This window comes from Mucilaginibacter frigoritolerans, assembly GCF_007830615.1.
Taxonomy (GTDB): domain Bacteria; phylum Bacteroidota; class Bacteroidia; order Sphingobacteriales; family Sphingobacteriaceae; genus Mucilaginibacter; species Mucilaginibacter frigoritolerans.
In genome coordinates this window covers 130,285-152,902 of record NZ_VLLI01000014.1, presented here as the reverse complement: position 1 = coordinate 152,902, position 22,618 = coordinate 130,285, and the positions used below count along the sequence as shown (strand labels likewise).

24 protein-coding genes are annotated in these 22,618 nt (G+C 39.8%); 12 read left to right on the top strand and 12 right to left on the bottom strand.

From position 1 onward, the window contains the following. Window positions 1-22: 22 nt before the first annotated feature. From JN11_RS20845 to JN11_RS20810, 8 genes are all read right to left on the bottom strand, one after another. Window positions 23-718: a hypothetical protein gene (locus JN11_RS20845; protein WP_144915778.1), complete on the bottom strand. Its 696-nt coding sequence runs from the start codon at window positions 716-718 to the stop codon at window positions 23-25. A gap of 150 nt (window positions 719-868) precedes the next feature. Beyond that, on the bottom strand, window positions 869-3,295 hold the full coding sequence (locus JN11_RS20840) for an ABC transporter permease (protein WP_144915777.1): 2,427 nt from the start codon (window positions 3,293-3,295) through the stop codon (window positions 869-871). 299 nt (window positions 3,296-3,594) lie between these two features. Then, entirely contained in the window at window positions 3,595-4,266 is a 672-nt protein-coding gene (locus tag JN11_RS20835; RefSeq protein ID WP_144915774.1) for a hypothetical protein, read from the bottom strand. 11 nt (window positions 4,267-4,277) lie between these two features. Then, the gene (locus tag JN11_RS20830; RefSeq protein WP_144915772.1) at window positions 4,278-4,979 is read right to left on the bottom strand and encodes a hypothetical protein; all 702 of its coding nucleotides are present in this window, start codon (window positions 4,977-4,979) and stop codon (window positions 4,278-4,280) included. Continuing rightward, on the bottom strand, window positions 4,976-5,314 hold the full coding sequence (locus tag JN11_RS20825; protein WP_144915769.1) for a PadR family transcriptional regulator: 339 nt from the start codon (window positions 5,312-5,314) through the stop codon (window positions 4,976-4,978). The genes JN11_RS20830 and JN11_RS20825 overlap by 4 nt, the downstream gene beginning before the upstream one ends. A gap of 179 nt (window positions 5,315-5,493) precedes the next feature. After that, window positions 5,494-5,937, bottom strand: a complete 444-nt coding sequence (locus tag JN11_RS20820) for a hypothetical protein (RefSeq protein WP_144915767.1) — start codon at window positions 5,935-5,937, stop codon at window positions 5,494-5,496. 264 nt (window positions 5,938-6,201) lie between these two features. Beyond that, window positions 6,202-7,008 (bottom strand): DJ-1/PfpI family protein, encoded by an 807-nt coding sequence (locus tag JN11_RS20815; protein ID WP_144915765.1) that lies wholly within the window; start codon window positions 7,006-7,008, stop codon window positions 6,202-6,204. A 189-nt stretch (window positions 7,009-7,197) separates the two neighbouring features. Then, window positions 7,198-7,344: a DUF4261 domain-containing protein gene (locus JN11_RS20810; RefSeq protein WP_170227813.1), complete on the bottom strand. Its 147-nt coding sequence runs from the start codon at window positions 7,342-7,344 to the stop codon at window positions 7,198-7,200. A gap of 156 nt (window positions 7,345-7,500) precedes the next feature. Here JN11_RS20810 and JN11_RS20805 point away from each other — a divergent pair, with 156 nt between their 5' ends. The 4 genes from JN11_RS20805 to JN11_RS20790 all read left to right on the top strand — a co-directional run bounded on the left by JN11_RS20805 (window position 7,501) and on the right by JN11_RS20790 (window position 10,597). Then, on the top strand, window positions 7,501-8,310 hold the full coding sequence (locus JN11_RS20805; RefSeq protein WP_144915759.1) for an SDR family NAD(P)-dependent oxidoreductase: 810 nt from the start codon (window positions 7,501-7,503) through the stop codon (window positions 8,308-8,310). 36 nt (window positions 8,311-8,346) lie between these two features. Continuing rightward, window positions 8,347-9,228: a helix-turn-helix domain-containing protein gene (locus JN11_RS20800; protein WP_144915757.1), complete on the top strand. Its 882-nt coding sequence runs from the start codon at window positions 8,347-8,349 to the stop codon at window positions 9,226-9,228. A 179-nt stretch (window positions 9,229-9,407) separates the two neighbouring features. Then, window positions 9,408-10,160, top strand: coding sequence for an SDR family NAD(P)-dependent oxidoreductase (locus JN11_RS20795; RefSeq protein WP_144915754.1), 753 nt, complete (start codon window positions 9,408-9,410; stop codon window positions 10,158-10,160). A 44-nt stretch (window positions 10,161-10,204) separates the two neighbouring features. Further along, window positions 10,205-10,597: a (R)-mandelonitrile lyase gene (locus tag JN11_RS20790; RefSeq protein WP_144915751.1), complete on the top strand. Its 393-nt coding sequence runs from the start codon at window positions 10,205-10,207 to the stop codon at window positions 10,595-10,597. 15 nt (window positions 10,598-10,612) lie between these two features. Here JN11_RS20790 and JN11_RS20785 read toward each other — a convergent pair whose 3' ends face one another. Continuing rightward, on the bottom strand, window positions 10,613-10,921 hold the full coding sequence (locus JN11_RS20785) for a hypothetical protein (protein WP_144915749.1): 309 nt from the start codon (window positions 10,919-10,921) through the stop codon (window positions 10,613-10,615). Window positions 10,922-11,215: 294 nt separating this feature from the next. Here JN11_RS20785 and JN11_RS20780 point away from each other — a divergent pair, with 294 nt between their 5' ends. Further along, entirely contained in the window at window positions 11,216-12,175 is a 960-nt protein-coding gene (locus JN11_RS20780) for a hypothetical protein (RefSeq protein ID WP_144915746.1), read from the top strand. A gap of 224 nt (window positions 12,176-12,399) precedes the next feature. Here the strand turns inward: JN11_RS20780 and JN11_RS20775 are convergent, their stop codons facing one another. Both JN11_RS20775 and JN11_RS20770 read right to left on the bottom strand, forming a co-directional pair. Beyond that, complete coding sequence (locus JN11_RS20775; protein WP_144915745.1) at window positions 12,400-12,636, bottom strand: hypothetical protein; 237 nt, start codon at window positions 12,634-12,636, stop codon at window positions 12,400-12,402. A gap of 131 nt (window positions 12,637-12,767) precedes the next feature. Further along, window positions 12,768-13,070, bottom strand: coding sequence for a DUF1330 domain-containing protein (locus tag JN11_RS20770; protein WP_144915742.1), 303 nt, complete (start codon window positions 13,068-13,070; stop codon window positions 12,768-12,770). Window positions 13,071-13,360: 290 nt separating this feature from the next. Between JN11_RS20770 and JN11_RS20765 the strand changes: the two genes are divergently transcribed. From JN11_RS20765 to JN11_RS20745, 5 genes are all read left to right on the top strand, one after another. Continuing rightward, window positions 13,361-14,194 carry a hypothetical protein gene (locus tag JN11_RS20765; RefSeq protein ID WP_144915740.1) on the top strand — a complete coding sequence of 278 codons (834 nt, stop codon included), beginning with the start codon at window positions 13,361-13,363 and terminating at the stop codon, window positions 14,192-14,194. A 5-nt stretch (window positions 14,195-14,199) separates the two neighbouring features. Continuing rightward, window positions 14,200-15,441 carry a hypothetical protein gene (locus JN11_RS20760; protein WP_144915737.1) on the top strand — a complete coding sequence of 414 codons (1,242 nt, stop codon included), beginning with the start codon at window positions 14,200-14,202 and terminating at the stop codon, window positions 15,439-15,441. Between the two features lie 5 nt (window positions 15,442-15,446). Continuing rightward, window positions 15,447-16,370, top strand: a complete 924-nt coding sequence (locus JN11_RS20755; protein WP_144915734.1) for a glycosyltransferase family 2 protein — start codon at window positions 15,447-15,449, stop codon at window positions 16,368-16,370. Between the two features lies 1 nt (window position 16,371). Then, window positions 16,372-17,538: a phenylacetate--CoA ligase family protein gene (locus tag JN11_RS20750; protein WP_144915732.1), complete on the top strand. Its 1,167-nt coding sequence runs from the start codon at window positions 16,372-16,374 to the stop codon at window positions 17,536-17,538. Window positions 17,539-17,682: 144 nt separating this feature from the next. Continuing rightward, window positions 17,683-20,166, top strand: coding sequence for a carboxypeptidase-like regulatory domain-containing protein (locus tag JN11_RS20745; RefSeq protein WP_144915729.1), 2,484 nt, complete (start codon window positions 17,683-17,685; stop codon window positions 20,164-20,166). Between the two features lie 65 nt (window positions 20,167-20,231). Here the strand turns inward: JN11_RS20745 and JN11_RS20740 are convergent, their stop codons facing one another. Further along, window positions 20,232-21,569, bottom strand: coding sequence for an ArnT family glycosyltransferase (locus tag JN11_RS20740; RefSeq protein ID WP_144915727.1), 1,338 nt, complete (start codon window positions 21,567-21,569; stop codon window positions 20,232-20,234). 206 nt (window positions 21,570-21,775) lie between these two features. On the opposite strand from JN11_RS20740, the gene JN11_RS20735 reads away from it, so the two are divergent. Together JN11_RS20735 and JN11_RS20730 are read left to right on the top strand one after the other, a co-directional pair. Then, complete coding sequence (locus JN11_RS20735) at window positions 21,776-22,153, top strand: winged helix-turn-helix transcriptional regulator (protein WP_144915724.1); 378 nt, start codon at window positions 21,776-21,778, stop codon at window positions 22,151-22,153. A gap of 3 nt (window positions 22,154-22,156) precedes the next feature. Beyond that, a complete protein-coding gene (locus tag JN11_RS20730) occupies window positions 22,157-22,606 on the top strand; it encodes a VOC family protein (protein ID WP_144915722.1) in 450 nt (149 codons plus the stop codon). The last annotated feature ends 12 nt before the right edge of the window (window positions 22,607-22,618 follow it).

Here is a 22,618-nt window from a genome sequence, read left to right as displayed (position 1 = left end):
GACAGATGGCATAAAGAAGATTTTAATGCACTGGCTTTCCTGCAAGCTCAATAGCTTGCTTAAATGTTTCGAACGGTACTTCTTTACTAACTTCTACAATCATAACTGATTGGTACCAGGTGTAAGCCGATCCGCCAGGTAATTTTTGATAATTATCATTCAGGTATTTTTCTTTTTGCTGACCAGCTGGTACTGGATTTGGTGTATTATGCAACACATCGTTAAAGACCAATAACATAAATTGGTAAAAATCAGGCTCTTTTTCGTGCCAGTAAGCAGCGTCTATCCGGTTTGCTGCCTTTTCATTTTCATAAGGATCGGCGGTTTGATGCTGGCAAGCGCGCCACCAATGGCTCAGTTCGTGTATAAATATCCATTTATAAACAGCCAGCCTGAAAAATTTTTCTCCGGTAAGGCCTTGTCCCAAATGTTGGGCAAAGCCGTTGAAGAAATCCTTCCCTTGCTGTGGTAAGGTATTCCAGTTGCAGGTATGAATAACATTTAAACTATCATCGTAATTTCCAAAGGAGCGTGGATTGTCAAGAACAATTGGTGGGATTTTTAGCCCGGGTTTAAAACCATATTCTTTTATTTTATTAACATAATCATCCCTTGAAGTGTTCAATTCAATCTTGACCGAATCTTCATGGGTTTGCGCATGTATAACCGTGCTTGTTATCATCAAGCATAATGAAAGTATAATGGTTAATTTTTTCATAATAAAGTGATTAAGGTAAAGATAAAATAAAAAACAATATATCAGATTAATCGAGCTTTAACACAACGGCCTGTATTCTGTGAATACAGGCCACCGCCGTCCGAAATCATATAAATCGGACATATATGGCATTTCTTTTACAGCATTAGCTCATTCTGAGCGCAGACTGTTCACCGGGTTAGCTAAAGCCGCTTTAACAGCCTTATAGCCCACTGCCAGCCATGCAATAAGCACCGATGCCAGAATAGCCAGGATGAATATACCGGGACCGAGGGTGATTCTGTAAGTGAAACCCTGGAGCCATTTCTGCATAAAATAGTAGCCTGTTGGTGCTGCTATGGCAAAAGCTATAATAACCAGCAGCGTAAATTCTTTAGAGAAAAGATAAACGATATGCCCTACTGAGGCACCTAGTGTTTTGCGTATGCCTACTTCCTTGGTACGTTGTACGGCCATAAAGGAAACCAAGCCATATAGGCCCAGGCAGGATATAAATATGGCAATCCCTGCAAATACTTTGTAAAGGGTGGATAGTTCGTCTTCACTCTTATAAAATTTGGCAATGGTAGTGTCAAGGAATTGATATTCATATATACCATCCGGAAATGTTTTGTTCCAGGAGTTTTCTATTGCTGCTAACGTGTGACCTACGTTAGCGGGCTGGATCTTTACATTCATTTTCTGATAAACAGCAACCCACGGACTCATCAGCACTGGGGGGATAGGATCTTTTAATGAGCCGACATGAAAATCTTTCACTACGCCCGTTATCTGCGCATATTTTTTCTTATCGTCCCATAGCATAATGTATTTGCCTATAGCTTGTTTAGGATCACTAATACCCAGTTTCTTTACCAGGGTTTCATTAACAACATATCCTGAAATAGTATCCGATTGCTTATATGGGCCGCCCGCCACAAACGGAATGTCGTAAAGTTTAAAATACCCTGCATCGGCCCATTTTAAACTGGCGCTAAAATCGGTTTGCTTAGGCGAATTATTGAATTTAAAATCGCTGTGCCATGCATTATTATCTGATGGGCTGGCAAAACTAAAGCTTACATCTTTAATGCCGGGCTGTTGCAAAAGCTGGTCTTTAAATGCCTTTATCTTTGTGCGGCTGATGCTATCTCCTGGGAATGGCACAGAGATCACAGCATCCTTAGTAAAGCCAAGGGGTTTGTTTTTAAAGTAATTCATTTGGGAGATGAGCACCAGTGTACCAATTACCAGGAACTGCGCGATACAAAACTGCGTAACCACCAGCACCCTGCGCAGGGAAATGCCACTTGAATGGCCTGCTTTTACCTTGTTTTTTAACGCCTCGATAGGGTTAAAGCCTGAAAGTACCAGTGCGGGGTATAAGCCCGCCAATAAGGTAACACCACAAACAACCGCTACCAGAAAGAATACCACTATAGCATTAGCAAGGAAATTGCCGCTCAATTGAATCTCTAGCAGGTTATTTAGCATAGGCAGAGTTGCCATAGCAATTACAACCGCCAGTAGCACGGCAAATAGCGTAATAATTAACGTTTCGCTTATAAATTGCAGCACCAGTTGACTGCGGTTGCCGCCCAAAACCTTGCGTACACCTACTTCTTTCGACCGGTTTACTGCCTGGGCCGTAGCCAGGTTGATAAAATTAACACATGCTATCAACAGCAGGAACAAACCAATGAGGCTGATGACACTGATCAGTTGCTTACTGAATGTATGGCCGCTAAAAACATTTAATTCGGTATTATAATGCATATCATTCAAGGGCTCCAACTGGTAAGCGCTTTTATTATATGGGGGTGGGATATGTTTTTTGGCAAATGCCTCCAAATTCGTGTTAAATTGTTTTATGCTGCTGTTGGGCGGCAACAGGATATAGCAATTATGATCGCTAAAGGTGCTTATCCAATCGTGCGCGTTGCCGCTAAGATCGCCGTCTTTACTGATCATAGTAACCCACGATACAACCAGTTTCAGCGGGAAATCGGTATTTATGGGTGTGTTTTCCAGGATGCCGGTAACTTTAAAGTCGTGTTTGTTTTCATACCTTACCATCTTCCCCATTGCTGAGTGCCAGTCGCCGAAGAATTTATTGGCTTCGTCACGCGTTAATACGATGGCATTAGGCCCTGCAAGTGCGGTGTTTTTATCTCCGGCAAGCCATTTAAAATCAAAAATTTGAAAAAATTGGGGGTCGGCATAATAAGCCAGGTCTTCCTTAAATTTCTTTACCGTGCTGCCGTTGGTTGCATCATTTACCGAATAGTGCGAACCGTCGTTCTGCATAATATTGGCTACCTGCTTTAACTGCGGAAAATCGAGCCTTAATCCGTCAGCGAGTGGCAACGGAACGCCGCTGCCATGTGTTAAGCCATCTGCGCCGTGTGAGACCGTTATGATGCGGTAGATATTATCTTTATTGGAATGAAAATTATCAAAGCCCGTTTCGTACTGAACAACCAGAAATATGAGCAAACAGGCTGCAATTCCTATGGCCAGACCGGTAATATTAATGGCGGCATAACTCTTATTACGCATCAGGTTACGGCAGGCAGTTTTGAAGTAATTTTTGAACATGGCAATGCTAATTTGTTTAATGCTTCGAAAAGTAATACCAAATAAATAAATTACTGATAATTAGTTGTTTAATTGTTTGGCGGAGTATAGGGTTGTACGTTTTTGTAACAATATGTTGTTCGGTTATGATACAGTTGGGTAGGTGGGAGGCGCGTGGAGGCACCGTGCTAGTCCCAAAGTTTTTTGCAAACTACAGGCATATTAGTCCGAAGGCGGAATCGGACAGTGGGGCAGCGGCGTTAATCTAAAACCTGTAAACTTTCTTTAGGACTAAACAACCTTTAATGTAATAGCGGGACTTAACTTGCAATTTTAAACTCCTGCCGACATAAACGCATACTGCTTAACCCATAAATTACGAAGCAGGATAACAGCAGGATATAAACCACAGGATGAAAAACGGGGTTAAAAAAATGGAAAATCCTTGCTATCTGGCAAATGCCATTAAGTATAATGCCTATGAATATTAAAAGCGTAGACATGCTTTGCATTGAGAGCTTTACAATTGAACTCTTTCCCTTGTCAGTTTTAATTATTAGTATTTTAGATTGATAAAAAAAATAAATAGCGGGCATAAACGCTGTGGCTATTAATCCAATTATTAGTGCAAGAAATGTTATTTTATTTTGAGGTAGATAAAATCCGGTTATAACAAACAGCGTGATTAGCAAGATGGTCTTCCAGTTTAAATAATATTTGATATTGGCCCAATGGAGCCTGGTTATTTTTTTGTAATAGGTCAATGGATACTCCTTTATTATTTTCTCAAAAGTCCGGTAACCTTTAAAATGTGTTTCCAGTAGCTCATCAAAAACAAAAGCAATATTACGGTTATCGCCGTTTTCGCGGGCAACTTCAATAACCGTAATAATGTGATCTTTGATTTCATCATAAGGTTCCTGGTATATGCTTTTAATATCGTTTTTTAAGCGATCATTAATATAGTCTAAGTCAGTAGCGTTTAGTGTCATTTTATATTATGTTAAAATTTATCAACAGCTAATATGATGTGTGTCCTGCTTATTGCTATATCTCTGTATAACTTCATTAGTGATAAAGCATACAACACGGAGGTCATTAAAAATGATGTTACAAATACGGGATGTGGACTGTGCCAGAAACTTAAGTAAATCGGCGGTAGCCAGTAGGTGAAGGGCAGAAATATCCAGACAGGCAATGTTCCTATTGCAGCAATAACATTCAACTTAAATGCGGGTTTAAAAACGTATCCTTTTTTATCTCTTTTTTGTAAAAAAGCAAACTCTTTTATAAGAGTAACAAAATAGTATAGCTGCGGAAAACAGATCATGGCCGGACAAATTGCCTGCACAGTCCATAGTGTTAATTGAAAATGCAGGGTAAAATAATATACCATTACAATACCCGCAACGGTATATAGCAGTTTAGGGAATTTGAAATAGCCTGTAAAATAAATTAAAAATCCCTTTATAGTATCCTTAATGGCCATCTTTTTAGAAGCCTTTTCCAGTTTCATTAAATTATCATAGCCTCCAAAATCATCTGTGATAATATCATAAACAGATTGCTCAAAGGATGTGATCGTGGTTTTATGGCTTAAAGCGGTAACAACGTGATCGTAAAGCTCATCATAGGTTTCGCGGTACTTTAATATTTTACTTAAGTATTGCTTCAAAAGCTCACCTTCCTGCTCTGTTAGTTTCATTTTATAGCCGGTTTAAGGTTCAATAAATTCTGCAGCTGATCAATAAAAGCCTGCGCTTCTTTTAATTTGCTGGTTACTTCTTTCCCCCCATGCTCGGTGAGCCGGTAATATTTTCGGGCTCTACCATCTACTATTTCAACTGTTGTTTCCAAAAAGCCATCGGCTTCTAATTTATGCAAGGCAGGATATAACGCCCCCTCTGTAAGCATAATCCCGCCTTCAGATACTTCTTTAACCTTCTGTGTAATCTCATAACCATACATCCGGTCTTTACTTTCCAGCAACTTTAAAATAATAGTTTGCAGTGTGCCTTTTAATAATGGATTAGTATTCATAACGACAAATGTAAACAATTTATATACATAACAAAATTATGTATATAAATAATCGGGGCATGATTTTAATTAAAATTCAACATTGGTTGTTAAATACCTCACTGGTCTAAGTTTAGCGATAGCATAAATAGTCCCTAGCTATCAAAATCATAGAAATCGCACAGCAGTTATGCTTAGTCCTAATTCCCGGATGGCGTTACAAACACCATTCCGTTATAATCCTTAGTTTGAGAATACAAAGTTATACCAAGCAACGTCCAGTCAACTGTGCCATCCACAGTATATCGCAGTTTGTTAATAACAGATGTGGTGTCAACAGTAATTATTAATGGTTTCCAGTTGGTTCCGCTTATAAGGCCCGTATTGAATGAACATGCACTGATTGGAATACTTGAATTACTTTTTTTATCTGTGCCATAAACTATACTTAAATTATAATTTAAAACCATCGTTTTTTCTAAGCGTAACTCTTTGGAACAGACTCCAGTTAAACTGTCTTTTGGTGTAAATTTCCATGTCTTATACTGGTTGGTATTAGGTTCCTTATTTTCATCGTTATTAAAGGAATGGCTGGAAAAGGACAATAACCCGAGAACAAAAATAATAGCAGCCAGAGTGCCCATTCTCTCCCGAATAAACTTAGTTGCTTTAAAGCATATTGAAATAAAGTATATGAAAAGTGCTATGTTTAGCAATCCCCAGATTAAGATCAGCATATCATTTTATAAAAGTGTAAAGATTGATGTAGCTTGATAGTTAGTTTAGTTGTATAAATTAAACAATATCTTTTTGCAAATACAAGTCTAAGATATAGAAATGGCCCCGCTGTCCGATTTTAAAGACTTCGGACAGCAGGAAAAAAATCATGCTAAATGATTTTTTTAACTTCAATTCGTTTTCACAATCAGCCCATTATCCGGAACCCATTTATCATATTCAATGGTTTCGGCAACACTTTTTGCATAGGGCCTGCCGCGCAGTTTTTCAACCAGGTGCAGCGCACCATCAATGCCTGCCGAAATCCCGGCTGTGGTAATCACAGTGCCGTTATCAACAAAACGGGTATTGGCCAATACTTTGGTTTTGGGATATGCTTTGGCCAGATCGCCTATGGCTGTATGAAAGGTTGTTGCTGTAAGGTTATCCAAAATGCCTGTTTTGCCTAAAATAAACGCGCCTGTACATACCGACATTACATACTTATCTGAACTTATTTGTGCTTTTAGCCAAGCCATTACTTCAGGGTCATCAATAGTTGGTTGGGTAGGGCCACCAAAAACAACCAGTATATCGCTTTTGGGTGCATCAGCTATGGTATAGTCGGGCGTTATAAATAAAACGGTTTTTGAGCGGATGGGTTTATATGTTTTTGATACGGTGATCACATTAAAGCCGGCTGTGATAAAAACTTCCATCGGGCCCGCAAAATCCAACACTTCCACACCATCCTGCAGGTAAAAAGCAATGGTAATAGGTTTTGCAGCTAACAGCTTCTTAAAATCACTGAGTGACATTTTTACCAGCGCCATGCCGCAATGCGGACAAACGCCCGGCTTATCAAATTGCAATTGATCACAGCTGCCGTTACAGGGAGGGCAAACATAAACCATTGAATCGGCTGGGGCTGTTGTTTGCGAAAAGGTAGTGGAAGTGCCAATTAATAGTAACAATACTATAAAGTAAAATTTCTTCATGATGGCTTTTATACTTAGAGTTTGTAAATAAAATATAGTTACAAAAAAAATGACAACCTGCTGATCCTTAGATTTAAATGGATGATCGCGCCTGAAAATTCCACTGGCTAAAGTTTAGCGGTAGCATAGATAGTCCTAAAATGTGACACCGCGTTCTGAAGTTTATAGCCTCATTCAACCAAGGCTTAATTATTCTGGCTGCACATTAATAATTACGCGCTCAGGTTGTATAGGCGATATGGTTCGTTCGCATTTCCACCGGCTGCCACTTTTAATGCCTTCCAATGTGTTGCCATTTTTTATTACATCGCCATTTTTTGTCCCATACTGTCCCACATTGCCTGTTAATTTGTTGATCTATAGCGGGGGCTGTTTTGCTTGTCCCCACGTGTATTATATGTCCCCTATTTCTGCGGGACAGGAGGGGATATGCCAGCCATTTGCTTTTGTTTCTTTTACTGCCGATATTTAATTAACCAATAGCGTAAATCGATGAAAATACTTCAGGGCAAAAATGCCATTATTTATGGTGCGGGCGGTTCGTTGGGCAGCACCATTGCCCGGGCGCTTGCCGAGGCGGGGGCAAGGGTATTTTTAACCGGTCGTAATACCGGGTCATTGCAAAAAATAGCGGATGATATTATTGCCTCGGGCGGTATTGCAAAAGTTGATGAGGTAGATGCGCTGGATGCGAAGATGATCAGCAACCATTTGCTAAAGGTGGTCGATGCCGCCGGTACAATTGATATTGTATACAATGCCATTGATTTTAAAGTGATACAAGGCATGCCCCTGGTTGATATGGCCGTAGAGGATTTTGTACGACCGGTAAATATTGCCATGCAAACTCATTTTTTAACGGCAACCAACGCTGCCAAAGTGATGATGAGGCAAAAGTCTGGCGTTATTTTATCGCTAACGGCAACGCCGGGCGGCATAGGATACCCTTATACTGCTGGTTTTGCGCCTGCATGCAGTGCTCTTGAGTGTTTTGCCAAAAACCTGGCGGCTGAGGTTGGTCCTTATGGTGTTCGCTTAGTGAATATCCGCTCCGCTGGTTCGCCAGACTCCATGGTATTTAAAGAAGCTGTTGAACACGATCCGCAAGCTATGGAAACTGTGCTCCGACAGATGGAAGAAGATACCATGCTAAAGAAACTTCCCCTAATGGCGGATATTGCGAACGCGGCTGTATTTCTATCGTCTGACCTGGCCGCAAAAATAACCGGTGTAACCGTTGATGTAACCTGCGGCACTACCGCCGGACTGAATTACAGGGCGCCATCCATACCCACGAAATAGATAAAAGCAATTGTTTGTTTTCTTTAACTTTGCAAGATGAAGAATGAGGCTGTTTCTCAAATTAACGAATCGCATACGTTTGATCTTAAGCTAAAGGGCTTTAAGGTTTACCCGATAGAAACGTCGGTTCATCCGCTGCCATCATATACCCGCCGCGACTTTTACAAAATATGTATGGTAACCGGAAAAAGCGATATTAACTATGCCGATCGTGGGATTATTGTTGAGGGCACGTATTTGTTTTTTGGTAATCCACATATCCCTTATTCGTCTGAATTGTTGTCGGCTGGATTAACCGGATATGCCTGTTTATTTACGGAAGAATTTTTGAAAAGCAATGACAGGTCCGAAAGCTTACAGGAGTCGCCATTTTTTAAGATCGGCGGTAATCCTGTATTTATATTAACAGAAACCCAAAAGAAATATATCGGCGATATATTTGAAAGGATGCTAGCCGAACAAGAGGCCGATTATGCCTTTAAAAGCGATCTGATAAGGAACTACATTATTTTAATGATCCACGAGGCGCTGAAATTTCAGCCGCCCGATAATTTCCATAAGCACCACAATGCATCTTCCCGTATTGCCACGCTGTTCTTGAATCATTTGGAAAAACAGTTCCCTATTGATGGCATTGAGCAGCCGCTAAAACTCAAAACGGCACAGGATTATGCCAATGTGCTCTCCGTGCATGTAAACCACCTAAACAGGGCAGTAATGGAAATTACCGCAAAAACAACCAGCACCCATATTGCTGAAAGAATTATCAGCGAAGCCAAAGCGCTGTTACATCATACTGACTGGAGTATTGCAGAAGTTGCTTATGCCCTGGGTTTTGAATATCCCACGCATTTTAATAATTACTTTAAAAGATTGACCGGCAATACGCCGCGCTCTTTCAGGATGGAGGCTGTTTAAAACAAAATTATGAAAGCTGCTCTTATCTGTTTATAGGTTAGTGACGCAGATCACATAGTCGCGGATGCACAGCCGGAATGATCTGGCTATATTGTTTGAAATCATTACTTTTTTGTTTGATAGCTTTTAACAGCGGATCTGTTGCCTGCCATACCTTTGCCTTATAATTTTAATGAGCAATGGAAATAATGAAAGGTAAGGTGGCCCTGGTTACAGGCGCAGCACAAGGCATTGGCTGGGCAACGGCAAAAGCTTTTGCTGAAGCAGGTGCAACTGTTGTATTGTGTGACCTTAAGGAACCGGCAGAACAAGTAAAGGAGTTAACTGTTGCTGGTTATAGTGCTTTAGGCATTGCATGCGATGTGGCGGATAAAAAAAGCGTTGAGGAAATGATCAATCATATTGTATCGGTGTACGGTAAGTTGGACTATGCCTATAACAATGCGGGCATAAATGATCCGGTTGCCAATACAGCCGATGCTTCCGGCGAAGCCTACGACAAAGTTATGGCTATCAATCTGCGAGGCATATGGAATTGTATGAAATATGAGTTACATCAGATGCGTGCACAAGGCAGCGGTGCAGTGGTAAACTGTTCATCTATAGGTGGGCTGATCGGTACCGCCGAGCGGGGAATATATCATGCTTCCAAACACGGTGTAATAGGGTTTACCAAATGTGCCGGTTTGGAATATGCCGCAATGGGGATTAATGTTAATGCAGTATGCCCGGGTATTATTTATACGCCAATGGCTGCAGCAATGGAAGAACGTGAACCGGAACAGATAAAAGAATTGCTTAATCAATTACCTAATAAGCGCTGGGGCCGTCCGGAAGAAATAGCTGCTGTAGTGCTCTTTCTTTGCAGTCCTGCCGCAAGTCTTATTGTTGGCCAGGCTATTGCTGTTGATGGAGGATATACCGTACGTTAATACTTACTTTTATAAATCAAAAGAATAATACAAAACAGAAAAATATGGAAATAATACGCAGCGGTTCGCAGCCTTCAGGGAAAGGTCCCGCAGAATATTTTACAGGAACAGTACGCATCGATCCCTTGATAAATCCGCCGGAACCATCGCGCGTGGCAATGGCGCTGGTTACCTTTGAACCCGGTGCACGTACCGCATGGCATACCCACCCTTTTGGACAAACCTTAATTGTTACCGGAGGTGCAGGCTGGGTACAGCGCGAGGGTGAAGCAAAGCAAAATATTCACCCCGGTGATGTAGTTTACTTTATGCCGAACGAAAAACACTGGCATGGCGCTACTACCACCACAGCCATGAGCCATATTGCCATACAGGAAAAACTAAACGGTTCGCCGGTTGACTGGATGGAACATGTAACAGATGATCAGTATAAATAATTCCCAAAACTACATTTATTCCCAATAGTCAATGTCATAACGCACTTCACCGCCCGTAGGACTTTGAAAGACTAATTCGATGGCCCGGTCGCCCCTTGATTCTTCAAAAAGAGCTCCTACTTCATACCTCTTGTCCGAAAGGCATGCGAGTGGCCTTATGGAATCATCTATTTCACATCGGCCGAATCCAAAAGAAGGGATCGCACCAGAAAATACAATACGACGCTCATCCTCGTTCTTCGTGTTTTTTACAATTTGAAATATTGCTATCGGAATATATCTGTTTGAATTATTCATGAATTTTACCGGAACCTTGTTTCCCATGGTGATTATATGTTTAGGTTTTTACTGTGGTAAAGATATAAAAATATCTATGGCTTTTTGATTGGCTAACAGGCAAAAGGCAGAAACCTTGAGTAAGGGTTTTGCCTTTTGCTGTTGATGCAATCTACCTGCATAGTGGTTCTATTTGCAATCTTCTGACAACAGGGCGAATTATTGATAAAAATTAATTATAGCATGAATTTGGTGTATTAAATAGCTTAAATTTAACATCAATTATTCGGAATTATGCACCGCCAGTCTCGCTTTATCATTCTTGTTTCCGTTTTACTTATTATGTCTTGCAACAATATTGGCAACCAATTTAGGGGCAAAGAAACCGTTAATGCCAGTTGGAAAAAAATACCCGATAGCTGGATCAAAAAAGCGACGCAGTTTACCTACAAAAAGCCCGATACCACACTGCTAAGTGAATTTGCTAAATTCATTAAGCCTGATACTTTAAATAACCCGCATGCTATGCATGTTGATCCTGATTATGGATTTGTTTTCAATATTGTTCGTGCAGATTTGGATGGCGATGGTAATGACGAGCTTCTTTGTTTGCAAGGCTGGGATGTTTCCTCTCCATCCCTCTGTGTATTTAAGCAGGTAAACAACAATTGGTATCTTATTTATATGGAAGAGATTGATACATTTTATAATTCTCCAACGCTTTATATAGCTAACAATTATTCCAGAAATAAAACATTTTATTTACGTCGTGTTTATGATCACGGTTCAGGGATCTATATTGATGGATATAGCTTTTATAAATTGACAAACAACCACGTTTACAAATGCCTGGACATTATAAACGATGCTCATATATATGGCTGGGGCCTTTATCTAAACCAGTCGGTGAAATCAACTTTTGAATTTGATGGGGATTCGGATGATGATCTGTCTGTAGATTATACATACAACTTTTTTCCTGGGAGTATTTATAAAAGCGATTGCCCCTGGTGTGCGCATGAAGATCTTCCACTAATAAATGGGGAAGAAAATATGGATTATGTTTATAACAATAAAGAGCATAAGTATAAGCTGGATATACCAAAATATGAAAATAAAGCCGATGATTTGACTGCCGAAAAAATCGCCTGCTTTGCCGATTTCGGTAACGATAGCCTGTTCGTTAAAGCTTTCCGCAGGCACATTGATACTACACTTAAAATCGGAACCCCGCTTCAAAAGAAAATACTGCGTAAATACCTTTCATTAGTTGATAAAAACAAAACGGTTATCACACAGTAATTGGAAATAAAGACAAAGGCCGGAGGTACTACATTTTATGGCCCCCCCAAATAAATAAACATTTATCGTACCCTTATCAGCATAACAATATGCTTTTTTACTACTCCGAAAAATGAATTGAAAATTTAATGATGATAACAATAAAGCCAGGAAGTCTTGAAAGATTCCCTGGCTTTACAGAATTAGATTAAAATATCTGGATGTGCTAACTGCCTACCGCAAACTTACAACGCTACTCTTCTTTTAATAATTATTTTGTCAATAAATGCCCCGACTTCCCTCAGTACCGGGAATTCAAGAAAATCTTCATTTCTCTGCATCCATTCACTGCCCATTTTAAAAAGCATTGCCGCTCTTCCATCTTCAAACTTAACCATCCACACATGCCATGATTTAAAATAGGCACTGGTTATCTGGATAAATTGTGCATTCCCGTCGGGTAACTTGATTTTATATTTCATATTTTGTTGGTAGCTTAAATGTCTCTTAAAGACGTTTAAATGGGGTTTGTATTGTTGTAAAGCGAAAATTTTAACTTTCCTTAACAATTGTTTCTCGAAAATAAGATCAAGCCAGTTGCAATGCCGTTGCGTTAAATTTTTGTTCCTTTTATCAGGGTTACAGCCTTAATGGATTGTTCTTTTAAATGTAAAAACTGTTTACGCTCTTCGTCGTACATAAAGTTTTTAAAATCTTCTTCTGATGCAAATTCTACCAAATGCACTTCGTAAGGGTTATCAATGTTGGCTTCAATAACAGCAGTTTCGTCGGGCCGGATCCGTAACAACAGTTGTCCGTTATATTTTGAAATAATGGGAATAGCAATGTCTTCAAACTGATGGAAAATATGCTGCTGGCCTTCCTTTATATAAATAAGCTGGGTGATATAAATCATAAACTATTATTAATGAGGTTCTTGTTTTATTCCGTGCTAAAATCAATATAAATATATCGCATAAATCTCAAAATAAGGTGCTTTTCACGCTCAAAAAGGGTGTTTTTACGGGGTATTTGGTATTAACTTTTAGATAATTTTACGCAGATCGATGTATAATAATTTGCTTGATGGAACTTTATGTATTTCAAAAGTTAAAATTATTGTATAAACCGGCTTGCCTAAACCGGCTGGTTGCCGATCAAAAAAACTAAACCTTATCATTTTTTTAAAACTAAACCTTAAAAACAATGGCAAATTTATTATCAATCATCATCCCGGTACTGGAAGGAATGGATGACTCGCATCTGAAAAGGCAATTACTAAAGCATTTTCCATCACAGGCACAAAACTTTACTACCATTGAAGATAGCTTTACTTTGTTAACTTCCCTTAGGCCCGATCCGGCACGCCTGCGTCCATTTTTTCAGAGCTGGAGCCAAACTAATAACAGCGCGGTTACAGTGGCAGGCTTAAGTAACCGCATGACTATGCTTGTGCATAAAAATAGTCCGGTTGCCGATGAGTCACAGTTATTCAGATCGGTTGCCAGCCTTAATCGTATTGTGGATGAAGATTTGGCAGTTGTAGGTAAAGTATTGCACTCCGACCTTTTTTATGCCATGGCAACCAACATTTGTGGCGATGACGAATGGCTGCTGAAAAAGCACCTTGATCCTAATGCCCGTGCCTTTAAAGCCTGGAAAGATCAAAACTCATTAAGAAACAAGGATATCATGATTGGTTTGCTCACCACCCTGGTACATGAAATTTATACCCATGGCGAAGTGGAAGTAATATTACCAAAGTTCACTAACTGGCTGGAGGCCGAGTTTGATTTTTCGAAAACTGACTTGAAAAATACCCTTGCCTGGATCACCGTTCATTGCGGTCCAACGGAGAAGAACCATTTCTTTTATGCAGTAAGCTCCATTTTTTACTATGCAAAAGCCATGAATATAAAACTGGAAGAATATGACCTGAGTGGCATAATCAGCGATTATTTAAACAAGAAGGCCTTGGTAATGAAAACCATCAGCGCGCAGTTAACAGCCGTTGCTCAGTTGGAAACTGAAGCTATATAATCGATATGACTGCAGAAATTTTTGACCTGAAGGAATCAACGCACAGCGGCGCTTTGCTAAAGAAATTATTGGCAGCGTACTGCGGTGCCTTGCCTTTTGGCGAAGATTCTTTTTCGCATATACCGGTGGTGGTAAAGCCGCATTATTTGCCACAAATGGAACGCTTATGCCGTACGCTTAATAAAGCTTTGGTAAAAGTGGTATCTGCTTATTTTACAGATGAGCGCATCAGAGCCATTTATAACCTGGATGCCGAACTGGAAAGTATATTAAAAGTTGCTGCCGAAAAAGAATACCGGGTTGGTTTATACCGACCCGATCTTTTGCAGGATGTTAACGGACAGGCAAAAATATGTGAAATTGGTGCCCGCTATGCCATAAACGGATGGATGTTAAGTTATTATCTCAACCTGGCAGTTAGTAACCCGGAAGTTATTGAACAACTGGAATTGCAGGCTGTACCCGGCCAGCAGGATTTTGTGGATACATTCTACCATATTTTCGATGCTAAAGAACCATTAGTAATGGTACACGATAACGAGAAGGGTACAGAAATCTTCAACCTGTTAAACGAGTTTGGTAAAAAAGGATTAAACGCTTTGTTTGCTTCGCCGGCTGATTTAGAGATGGACAATGGACTAGTAACGTTAAGAGGAAAAACTGTTTCTCAGTTTATTTTGGAGATGGACAGGGAGGAGCTGCGGAAATTCTCTCCGGATGTTTTGTGTCATATTATTCGCAATGGTATTTATTTTAACGATGTACGCACTTTGATACTGGTACACGATAAGCGTGTACTTGCGGTATTATATGATGATGCTATTATGGCTGATTACCTGTCTGTTGAGGAGTATCAGTTTTTAAAACCCTTCCTGATTCCTACCTATACGCTTAATAAATCTGAAAAACGGGATGAAATTATCAACTCCCACCAAAATTGGCTTATTAAGCAAAATAGCGGGGGCAGGGGTATTGGCATTTATGTGAAAGATGAATGTATCGCCGAAACCTGGGCAAAGGTAATTAACGAACAATGGCACGAATATATGGTGCAGCAATATGTTGATCAGCAGCAATTTACTTACCCGGATAGTCCTGATGATGGCCCGGTTAGTTTAGTTGGTATGTTGCTGTGCTATAATGATCACTCTTTTGGGCCGGGGCTTTTCAGGGCCTCGGCCGCCTGCGTGGTAAATGTGCATCAGGGCAGGGCAGTGATATTTCCACCAATGGTTTTAAGATCGTAAGTTATATGACACATTCTATTGTAATTCCGCTGTTTAACAAGGCAGATTATATTATTGAAACGTTGGAATCACTGGTGATGCAAACCAAGCGCCCGGACGAATTGATAATTGTGGATGATGCCAGCACTGATGATAGTCTTACTATTGCGAAAGAATATTTACAGAAGCAGCCTTTGTTTTGCGAACACTGCCGCGTTGAATTTATTGAACTTGCTGAAAATGGAGGCCCCGGCAATGCACGTAACATTGGTTTAGAAAGAGCCAAAGGCGAGCTGATCAGTTTTTTAGATGCCGATGATCTTTATCACCCTTACCTGCTTTCTATAGCCAATTGGAAATTTGGCGCCGAGAAACTCGATTTCATGATTCTGAATATTGAATTTATGCCTGGCAGAGAGGTTTATCCCGATATAGACGCCCTTAAGAAATACCTTACCCCCATTTCTGAAGATTTATATGAGGTTAAAGATCCTTTAAGAGCCGTTACATCTCCTCACTTTGTAATGGGTGTAGGCAGCAACGTTGTTGTAAAGCGTAAGTGGTTGCAGTCAATACGCTATGTGGTTAATTCAACCCTGCACGAGGGTATTGATTTTTGGTATCGGGTACTTAAACATATTCTCGCCCAAACCCAGGCTAATATTGGGCTGCTCACTGGCAACTATCTTCGGGTACGAGAGGTGAAAGGTAGTTTGTCGCGCAAAATATATCCCAACTATAAAGAAATTGAACTGCCTCCGGTGTTCTCGAGGTACAAGAATAGTAAAGATATTAACGACAGATTGTTGGTAGGGATGATAGGCCGCCGCTGGTATGCACATTCGTTTGCCAGTTTGTGCTCTGTGAAGCAAAAGCTCTTTTTTGCCCTTCACTATAGTTATCTGCTGCCCCAGCTTATAGTTTATTCCATCATCAGGATAATGCTTTAATATGAATGATCAACACTTAAGCGATTATTATGCAATAGCGCGGGCATCATCCCTGTTTAATTCATTTTATGCAGATTATCCGGATTATTATGATGCCCCAATACTGGATAAAAAAGTGCTGATTAAATTGTTGGATGCCCATTTTGATCTGCAAAACGAAGCTCGGGGTGTTTACCTGGTACGTTCGGGTGGGTCAACCCAAAAGCCATTGGTTTTTCCGGTAGATATTGAGGAAAACCTGGAGCAAAGAAAGGTATTGGCCCGGGCATTAACAAACGATCATATATTTTCGCCCAATACCATAGCGCTCAATATGTTTGGTTATATGGATATGTACCGTACAGCCGCCATTCTGGATGATATACTGGAGAAATGCCAGGCTACCACACTGGCCGTTAGTGCAAACGTTAAATATGAAGATGCCTACGATACGGCGCTGCATTTTAAACCAAATTTTATATTCGGTACACCCTCAAAGCTGTTCCTTTTTGCGCAGCATTTAAAAAAGAACGGCCAAAAACTTCTTATTAAAAATCTGCTTTTTGCAGGCGAGTTTTTACTGCCATCGTACATACAGGTTTTTAAGGAATATTTGGGTACCACAAACATTTACTCTATTTATGGGTCTGCCGAAACAGGTATCTGGGCCTGGAGCGATTATTCAAATAATCCATCTCTATTTAAGGTGATTGATGGGCTGCTTACCGAAATAATTAATCCCGATGCAGATGGTTATGGCAACATTTTAGTTACCAATTTGTTCAGGAAACGTTTTCCCGTGTTCCGGTATAGTTTAGGCGATGTTGGACGCTTGATAACCATTAATGGTATTAATTACCTGGAGTTAAAAACAAGGGAAAAAGGCTCATTCACCTTGTATGAAAGTAATTATTCGCTGGATGATTTTAAGGATGTTTTGGAGGATGCCGACAATTTTCAGATCCAACTGCTTACTAACAGCGATTTACACGTTGAAGTGAAATTTATGCTATTAAAAGACCTTCCTGAACCCGAAATAAAACAGTTTGAAGTTGCCAAGCTGAAACAGGTACAGGATGTGTTAGGCTATAAACTAAGGCATTTGCACGTATTGGCAGGTAAAGAGCTTGACTTTTACACGGATAGGGTTACCTGTAAAACCCCATTGATTGCGGATTTCAGGAGATAATAGCTTGAATATTGGGGGGATTCCTTTAGTCAAAACTTTGATACAAAGTTTATTGATGCTAAATTTCTTTTCGGAATTCTTTAATAAAAATTAACTTTAAGGAATTACTTATTTAGCCTTAACCCGGTAACTTTATCTATCCTCATGAAAAAAAGAATACCCCTGTTCATATTTTCAATTTTAATAACAACCTTAACCTATGCACAAACGGATAGCCTGATCCTCAAACATCATATAGATGCTTTAGAGCAATATGCTGAAAATAATCCGGCTGAAAAGGTGCATCTGCACCTGAATAGTCCATGGTACGGTTTGGGTGATACCATCTGGTTTAAGGCTTACACGGTAATTGGCAATCATCATCAACCATCTACATTAAGTGGTATATTATATGCAGAATTGATTAACGGCGGGGATACGGTAGTACAGCGCCTAATATTACCGCTGCATTTAGGTATGGCCAATGGAGATTTTGTAGTGCCTTATACTTATAAAAGTGGTACCTACCGACTGCGGGCCTATACCAACTGGATGCGAAATGACAGTGCTTATTATTACGATGAACTCATTAATATTGGCGGTTTAGCTGCGTTTCCAACTGCTGTGAAAGCACAAACGATATTACCGCTAAATAATTCAGCATCCTCTAATATTACTGATATTGATGTGCAGTTTTTTCCGGAGGGTGGCTATCTGGTAAATGGTTTACGTTCAAAAGTGGCTTTCAAGGCAATAAACAGTGCAGGTATTTCCGAAAATATACAGGGCAGCGTAACTGATCAGGATGGAAATGAAATAGCCTCTTTTACTTCACAACATGCGGGCATGGGGCAATTCGCATTATTGCCAGAGCCGGGTAAGCAATACAAAGCTAAAATTACTACCACTAATGGTAGTACATTTACTGTAAACCTGCCTCAAGCACAGGATAGCGGCTTTACATTAACCATAAACAACGCTGCCGATAGTATTTATGTAAAAGTAGCGGCTAACCAGACGTATTTTAATAGTAACCAGAATGCACCATTTTACCTGCTGGCACAGGCGGGTGGTAAATGTTATTATTCGGGCAGTGGTAAACTGCTTAACCCGGTTTTTACCACGGTGTTGGATAAAGCACGTTTCCCATCAGGCATAGTTCAGTTTACTTTGTTTTCGCAAACTGGCGAACCTTTAAATGAGCGGGTTGTTTTTATAAAAAAAGCAGCAGAATTATCGCTGGCGTTATCAACCCATATGCAAAGCTATGAACCACGGGACAGCGTATCAATAAGCCTTGAAGCAAAGAAAGCGGATATTAAAGGCGTTGTTGGCTCTTTCTCGGTTTCAGTTACCGACGAAACAGATATACCGGTTGATGAGCAGGCCGAGTATACCATTTTTACCGATTTACTATTAACCCAGGAGTTGAAAGGACATATTGAAAATCCTAATTATTACTTTATCAATAATAATGACCAGGCACGTACCGACCTTGACTTACTGATGCTGACGCAAGGTTATCACAGGTTTGAGTGGAAGAAAATATTGGCCGGCAAAATTGAGGAACCCATTTTTAAGCCTGAAACATCGTTAAGCTTATTGGGTATCGTTAAAACTCAGTCAAACAAACCAGTACCAAACGGAATGGTGCGCCTAACTTCTATAAAAGATTTTTTTTCTGCAGATACCTTAACCGATGCAAGCGGCAATTTTACTTTTAAAAATGTAAACCTGCCCGATTCTACTAAGGCAATTATCAATGCCAGAAAAATAAACGGGGGCAGGAATGTTAAAATAATTATCAGGGAAACCCAATATCCGTCTGTAAACAAAAGGAATAAACAAACGGCCAATGCCGTAAGTGCTACAACACCCGAATCCGTATTGGCGGCTATGAAAAAAACTTATACCGAAGAACAGCAGCGGGGTTTAAAAAATGTTATCCAGTTAAAGCAAGTTGAGGTAAAATCGAAAAAAAATGAGTTTTTCGATCCGACTTTATCCGATAATATGAAATTTTCAGGAAACCTGAATGGCCCGGGAAATGCCGACCAGGTTTTTTTGGGCTCGAAGTTAATAGGTTGTGCTAAGTTATCAGAATGTTTGCAAGGCAGGTTGTTTAGCGTTATATGGCGTAACGGATTGCCGTATAGTTTGCATACTACCCGATTACGTGGCGGCGGCCCTATGGCTATAATGATAGATGGCGCACAAGCAAGTCCCAATGATTTAGATGACATCAACCCTGATGATGTTTACGCAATAGAAGTGCTGACCAGTATTTCCTATCTGTCCATCTATGGTTCAAGCGCGCCTAACGGTGCATTGCTTATCACCCTTAAACATGGTGCAGGGGCCGCTGATAATGTGCATTATCCGGTTGACGGATTGGTTACCTATAAATTTAAAGGCTATTATAAAGAGCGTGAGTTTTATTCGCCCCGGTACGAGTCAAAAAATACTTCTACAGTCGCAGATATCCGTAAAGCCATTTATTGGAACCCTAACATTATAACTGATGCCAATGGAAAAGCCTCATTTGGATACTTTAATGCAGGCAGTAAAGGAACCTATCGTGTAGTAATTGAAGGTATTGATGGTGAAGGTAACCTGGGTCGACAGGTATTGCGGTATGAGGTTAAATAATGCCAAAGTTAAAGTACAGAAAGTAATTACCCTGGATTCGTTACAAACTAGCATTTATACTGAATTTACTCTTCTGTATAAATGTTCATTTCTTCCAGATCAGTTAATTCAATTTCTTCCAGATGTTCCTGCTCGGTAAACTTCAATTTAAGCTTTGGTAAATTGGCGGCCAAAAAGCCTGTCCAGAAAAGCAGTACCGGTACTATAACATCCAATTGCCGTGGGTAGGCACTTAATGCCCCGCTAAGCAATAAATAAACACCGGTAATGAGCAATATAAACTTTATGGGGTATATTATTCTGCGCCAGTTAAGCATGGTACATACTATACCGGCAACTGAGGCCCATAAAATTAATGATCCCCTGATGATATTACCTATAATGGCCGAGTTCTGGTAGGAATAGGAGTAGGGGAAGTTAAACAGCATCCTTGAAATATTATCATAATAATTAGCCACAAATTTAGAAGGATTGTTTTTGATGTTTTTTATGGCCGCCTGTTTAAAAAGTATATCCTGCTCCACTTCATTATGTTTTAAAATGAAATTGATTTCCTTTAAATGATTTTTCTTTAAAATAGCATCGGCCTCTGCCGACTTAAAGAGCACGGGGTATTGGTTATTGGTTAAATCGGGTACTTTCCAATCGCCGTATTCATTTTCGTAAGGGGTACTCATCCAATACAAGCTCATTCCGCCTGAATTTCCCCAGTAAAATAATTTACCAGTTAAGCGGTAGGTATAGGCCAGATAGGGGATGGTTACCGCGAAGGCTAACAGCAAAATTTTCACCATCCGCAGGTTATATGGCCTGTTTCTTTTAAAAAGCAGAACAACTAAACAAGCCGCTAAACAAATAATTAAAACGTAGCCAAAAATTACCTTGGTTAAGGTTAAATAACCTAATACCAGCCCGGTTATAATAGTGTATTTTGTTTTTCCACGGGTATAACAAAGTGTAATGCTGTAAATAAGGGAGGAAACTAAAAAACCTGTAAGGGCTTCGGTATACAGTATGGGTAAAATGGCTAATACGTTTGGATAAACGGCCAGCAGCAAACTAAATATAAGGGCTATTTTATTATTGGTAACCAGCTTTAAAGCCTTGTATAAAAACACAACAGCTAAATACTGCAATACCGCATTCACCAGGGTAATGTAAAGCGCATGCACTCTTAATGCCATAAAGGGCACCAGCAACAGCGGATAGCCGGGACCGTTCCATAAATTAATATGAGGCGGCTTTGGTGAATAATAGCCATGCAGCAGGTTCCATGCAAAATCAGCATAGCGCACTTCATCACCATACAGTTTTGGCCATTTATTAATAAAAATGATATAAGCGTAAAAGAAAAGAAAGGGCAGAAATATAAAATACGGATTGCGAATGGCCTTTTTTAACATGCTCAGCTTACTTGAAAAGTCTAAAAGTACTAATTATCTGCGATTTATAAACCGGGAATTGGGATTGCTGTTAATCCACCGGGCGTATTCGGCCGCCGCAGGTAACATGTTTGTCATAAACGGCAATTTTTGCAACATGCTTTTTTTGTTGCATAACAATTTGAATAACTTTACCATAGCATAAAGAACTATTAAAAAAATTAGTGATGGCAGAAAGAAAACTGAGTTCAACCAATTATTACAATCAAGCTTTTTTAGAAGAAAAATGTGCGCTGAATGAATTGATTTATCTGCTCAGCAAAAGATGGATGACGGAGGTGCTTTTTAGTATTGAAGCGGGTAACAATCGTTTTACCAGTTTAAAGGATGATCTGGAACATATAAGCGACCATATTTTGGCCGATAGGCTGAAGTTGCTGGAACAGCAGGGACTGATTCATAAAACTCATTTACCTGTTAACCCGCCGCGTACAGAATATGAATTATCAGCAAAGGGCGCTGAACTAAGCGATTTGCTGGATGGTTTGTGCAATTTTGCTGAGACACAGATGCAGTTTCAACAATTTACAACTTTAATTAAATAACCTATGAGATTTAAAAAAGTACTATTTCTATTGCTTGGTATTTTAACATCAGCAACAGTATTTGCGCAAAATGCACCCACAACCGATCATATTGCACTTTATGTAAAAGACTTAAATAAAAGCGCGGCATTTTACAAAGATGTAATGCAACTGGAAGTTATTCCCGAGCCTTTTCATGACGGTAAACATGTATGGTTCCGTACAGGCGAACATAGTCAGTTGCACATTATACAAGGAGCAGCGGCAGTATATGATCATGATATCAATACCCATATTGCCTATCACGTTAATGATTTAAAGACTTTTACTGATCACCTGGATAAACTGAACGTGAAATACGGTAACTGGAAAGGCGACTCAAAATCACCACAATTAAGGCCCGATGGTGTAAAGCAGGTTTATTTGCAGGATCCTGATAACTTCTGGATAGAGGTTAATGATGATAAATTTTAATCAGCAATAAAA

Coding starts and splice junctions, on each gene's coding strand:
- JN11_RS20845 (WP_144915778.1), bottom strand. CDS start 718: ATGAAAAAATTAACCATTATACTTTCATTATGCTTGATGATAACAAGC.
- JN11_RS20840 (WP_144915777.1), bottom strand. CDS start 3,295: ATGTTCAAAAATTACTTCAAAACTGCCTGCCGTAACCTGATGCGTAAT.
- JN11_RS20835 (WP_144915774.1), bottom strand. CDS start 4,266: ATGACACTAAACGCTACTGACTTAGACTATATTAATGATCGCTTAAAA.
- JN11_RS20830 (WP_144915772.1), bottom strand. CDS start 4,979: ATGAAACTAACAGAGCAGGAAGGTGAGCTTTTGAAGCAATACTTAAGT.
- JN11_RS20825 (WP_144915769.1), bottom strand. CDS start 5,314: ATGAATACTAATCCATTATTAAAAGGCACACTGCAAACTATTATTTTA.
- JN11_RS20820 (WP_144915767.1), bottom strand. CDS start 5,937: ATGGGCACTCTGGCTGCTATTATTTTTGTTCTCGGGTTATTGTCCTTT.
- JN11_RS20815 (WP_144915765.1), bottom strand. CDS start 7,008: ATGAAGAAATTTTACTTTATAGTATTGTTACTATTAATTGGCACTTCC.
- JN11_RS20805 (WP_144915759.1), top strand. CDS start 7,501: ATGAAAATACTTCAGGGCAAAAATGCCATTATTTATGGTGCGGGCGGT.
- JN11_RS20800 (WP_144915757.1), top strand. CDS start 8,347: ATGAAGAATGAGGCTGTTTCTCAAATTAACGAATCGCATACGTTTGAT.
- JN11_RS20795 (WP_144915754.1), top strand. CDS start 9,408: ATGGAAATAATGAAAGGTAAGGTGGCCCTGGTTACAGGCGCAGCACAA.
- JN11_RS20790 (WP_144915751.1), top strand. CDS start 10,205: ATGGAAATAATACGCAGCGGTTCGCAGCCTTCAGGGAAAGGTCCCGCA.
- JN11_RS20785 (WP_144915749.1), bottom strand. CDS start 10,921: ATGGGAAACAAGGTTCCGGTAAAATTCATGAATAATTCAAACAGATAT.
- JN11_RS20780 (WP_144915746.1), top strand. CDS start 11,216: ATGTCTTGCAACAATATTGGCAACCAATTTAGGGGCAAAGAAACCGTT.
- JN11_RS20775 (WP_144915745.1), bottom strand. CDS start 12,636: ATGAAATATAAAATCAAGTTACCCGACGGGAATGCACAATTTATCCAG.
- JN11_RS20770 (WP_144915742.1), bottom strand. CDS start 13,070: ATGATTTATATCACCCAGCTTATTTATATAAAGGAAGGCCAGCAGCAT.
- JN11_RS20765 (WP_144915740.1), top strand. CDS start 13,361: ATGGCAAATTTATTATCAATCATCATCCCGGTACTGGAAGGAATGGAT.
- JN11_RS20760 (WP_144915737.1), top strand. CDS start 14,200: ATGACTGCAGAAATTTTTGACCTGAAGGAATCAACGCACAGCGGCGCT.
- JN11_RS20755 (WP_144915734.1), top strand. CDS start 15,447: ATGACACATTCTATTGTAATTCCGCTGTTTAACAAGGCAGATTATATT.
- JN11_RS20750 (WP_144915732.1), top strand. CDS start 16,372: ATGAATGATCAACACTTAAGCGATTATTATGCAATAGCGCGGGCATCA.
- JN11_RS20745 (WP_144915729.1), top strand. CDS start 17,683: ATGAAAAAAAGAATACCCCTGTTCATATTTTCAATTTTAATAACAACC.
- JN11_RS20740 (WP_144915727.1), bottom strand. CDS start 21,569: ATGTTAAAAAAGGCCATTCGCAATCCGTATTTTATATTTCTGCCCTTT.
- JN11_RS20735 (WP_144915724.1), top strand. CDS start 21,776: ATGGCAGAAAGAAAACTGAGTTCAACCAATTATTACAATCAAGCTTTT.
- JN11_RS20730 (WP_144915722.1), top strand. CDS start 22,157: ATGAGATTTAAAAAAGTACTATTTCTATTGCTTGGTATTTTAACATCA.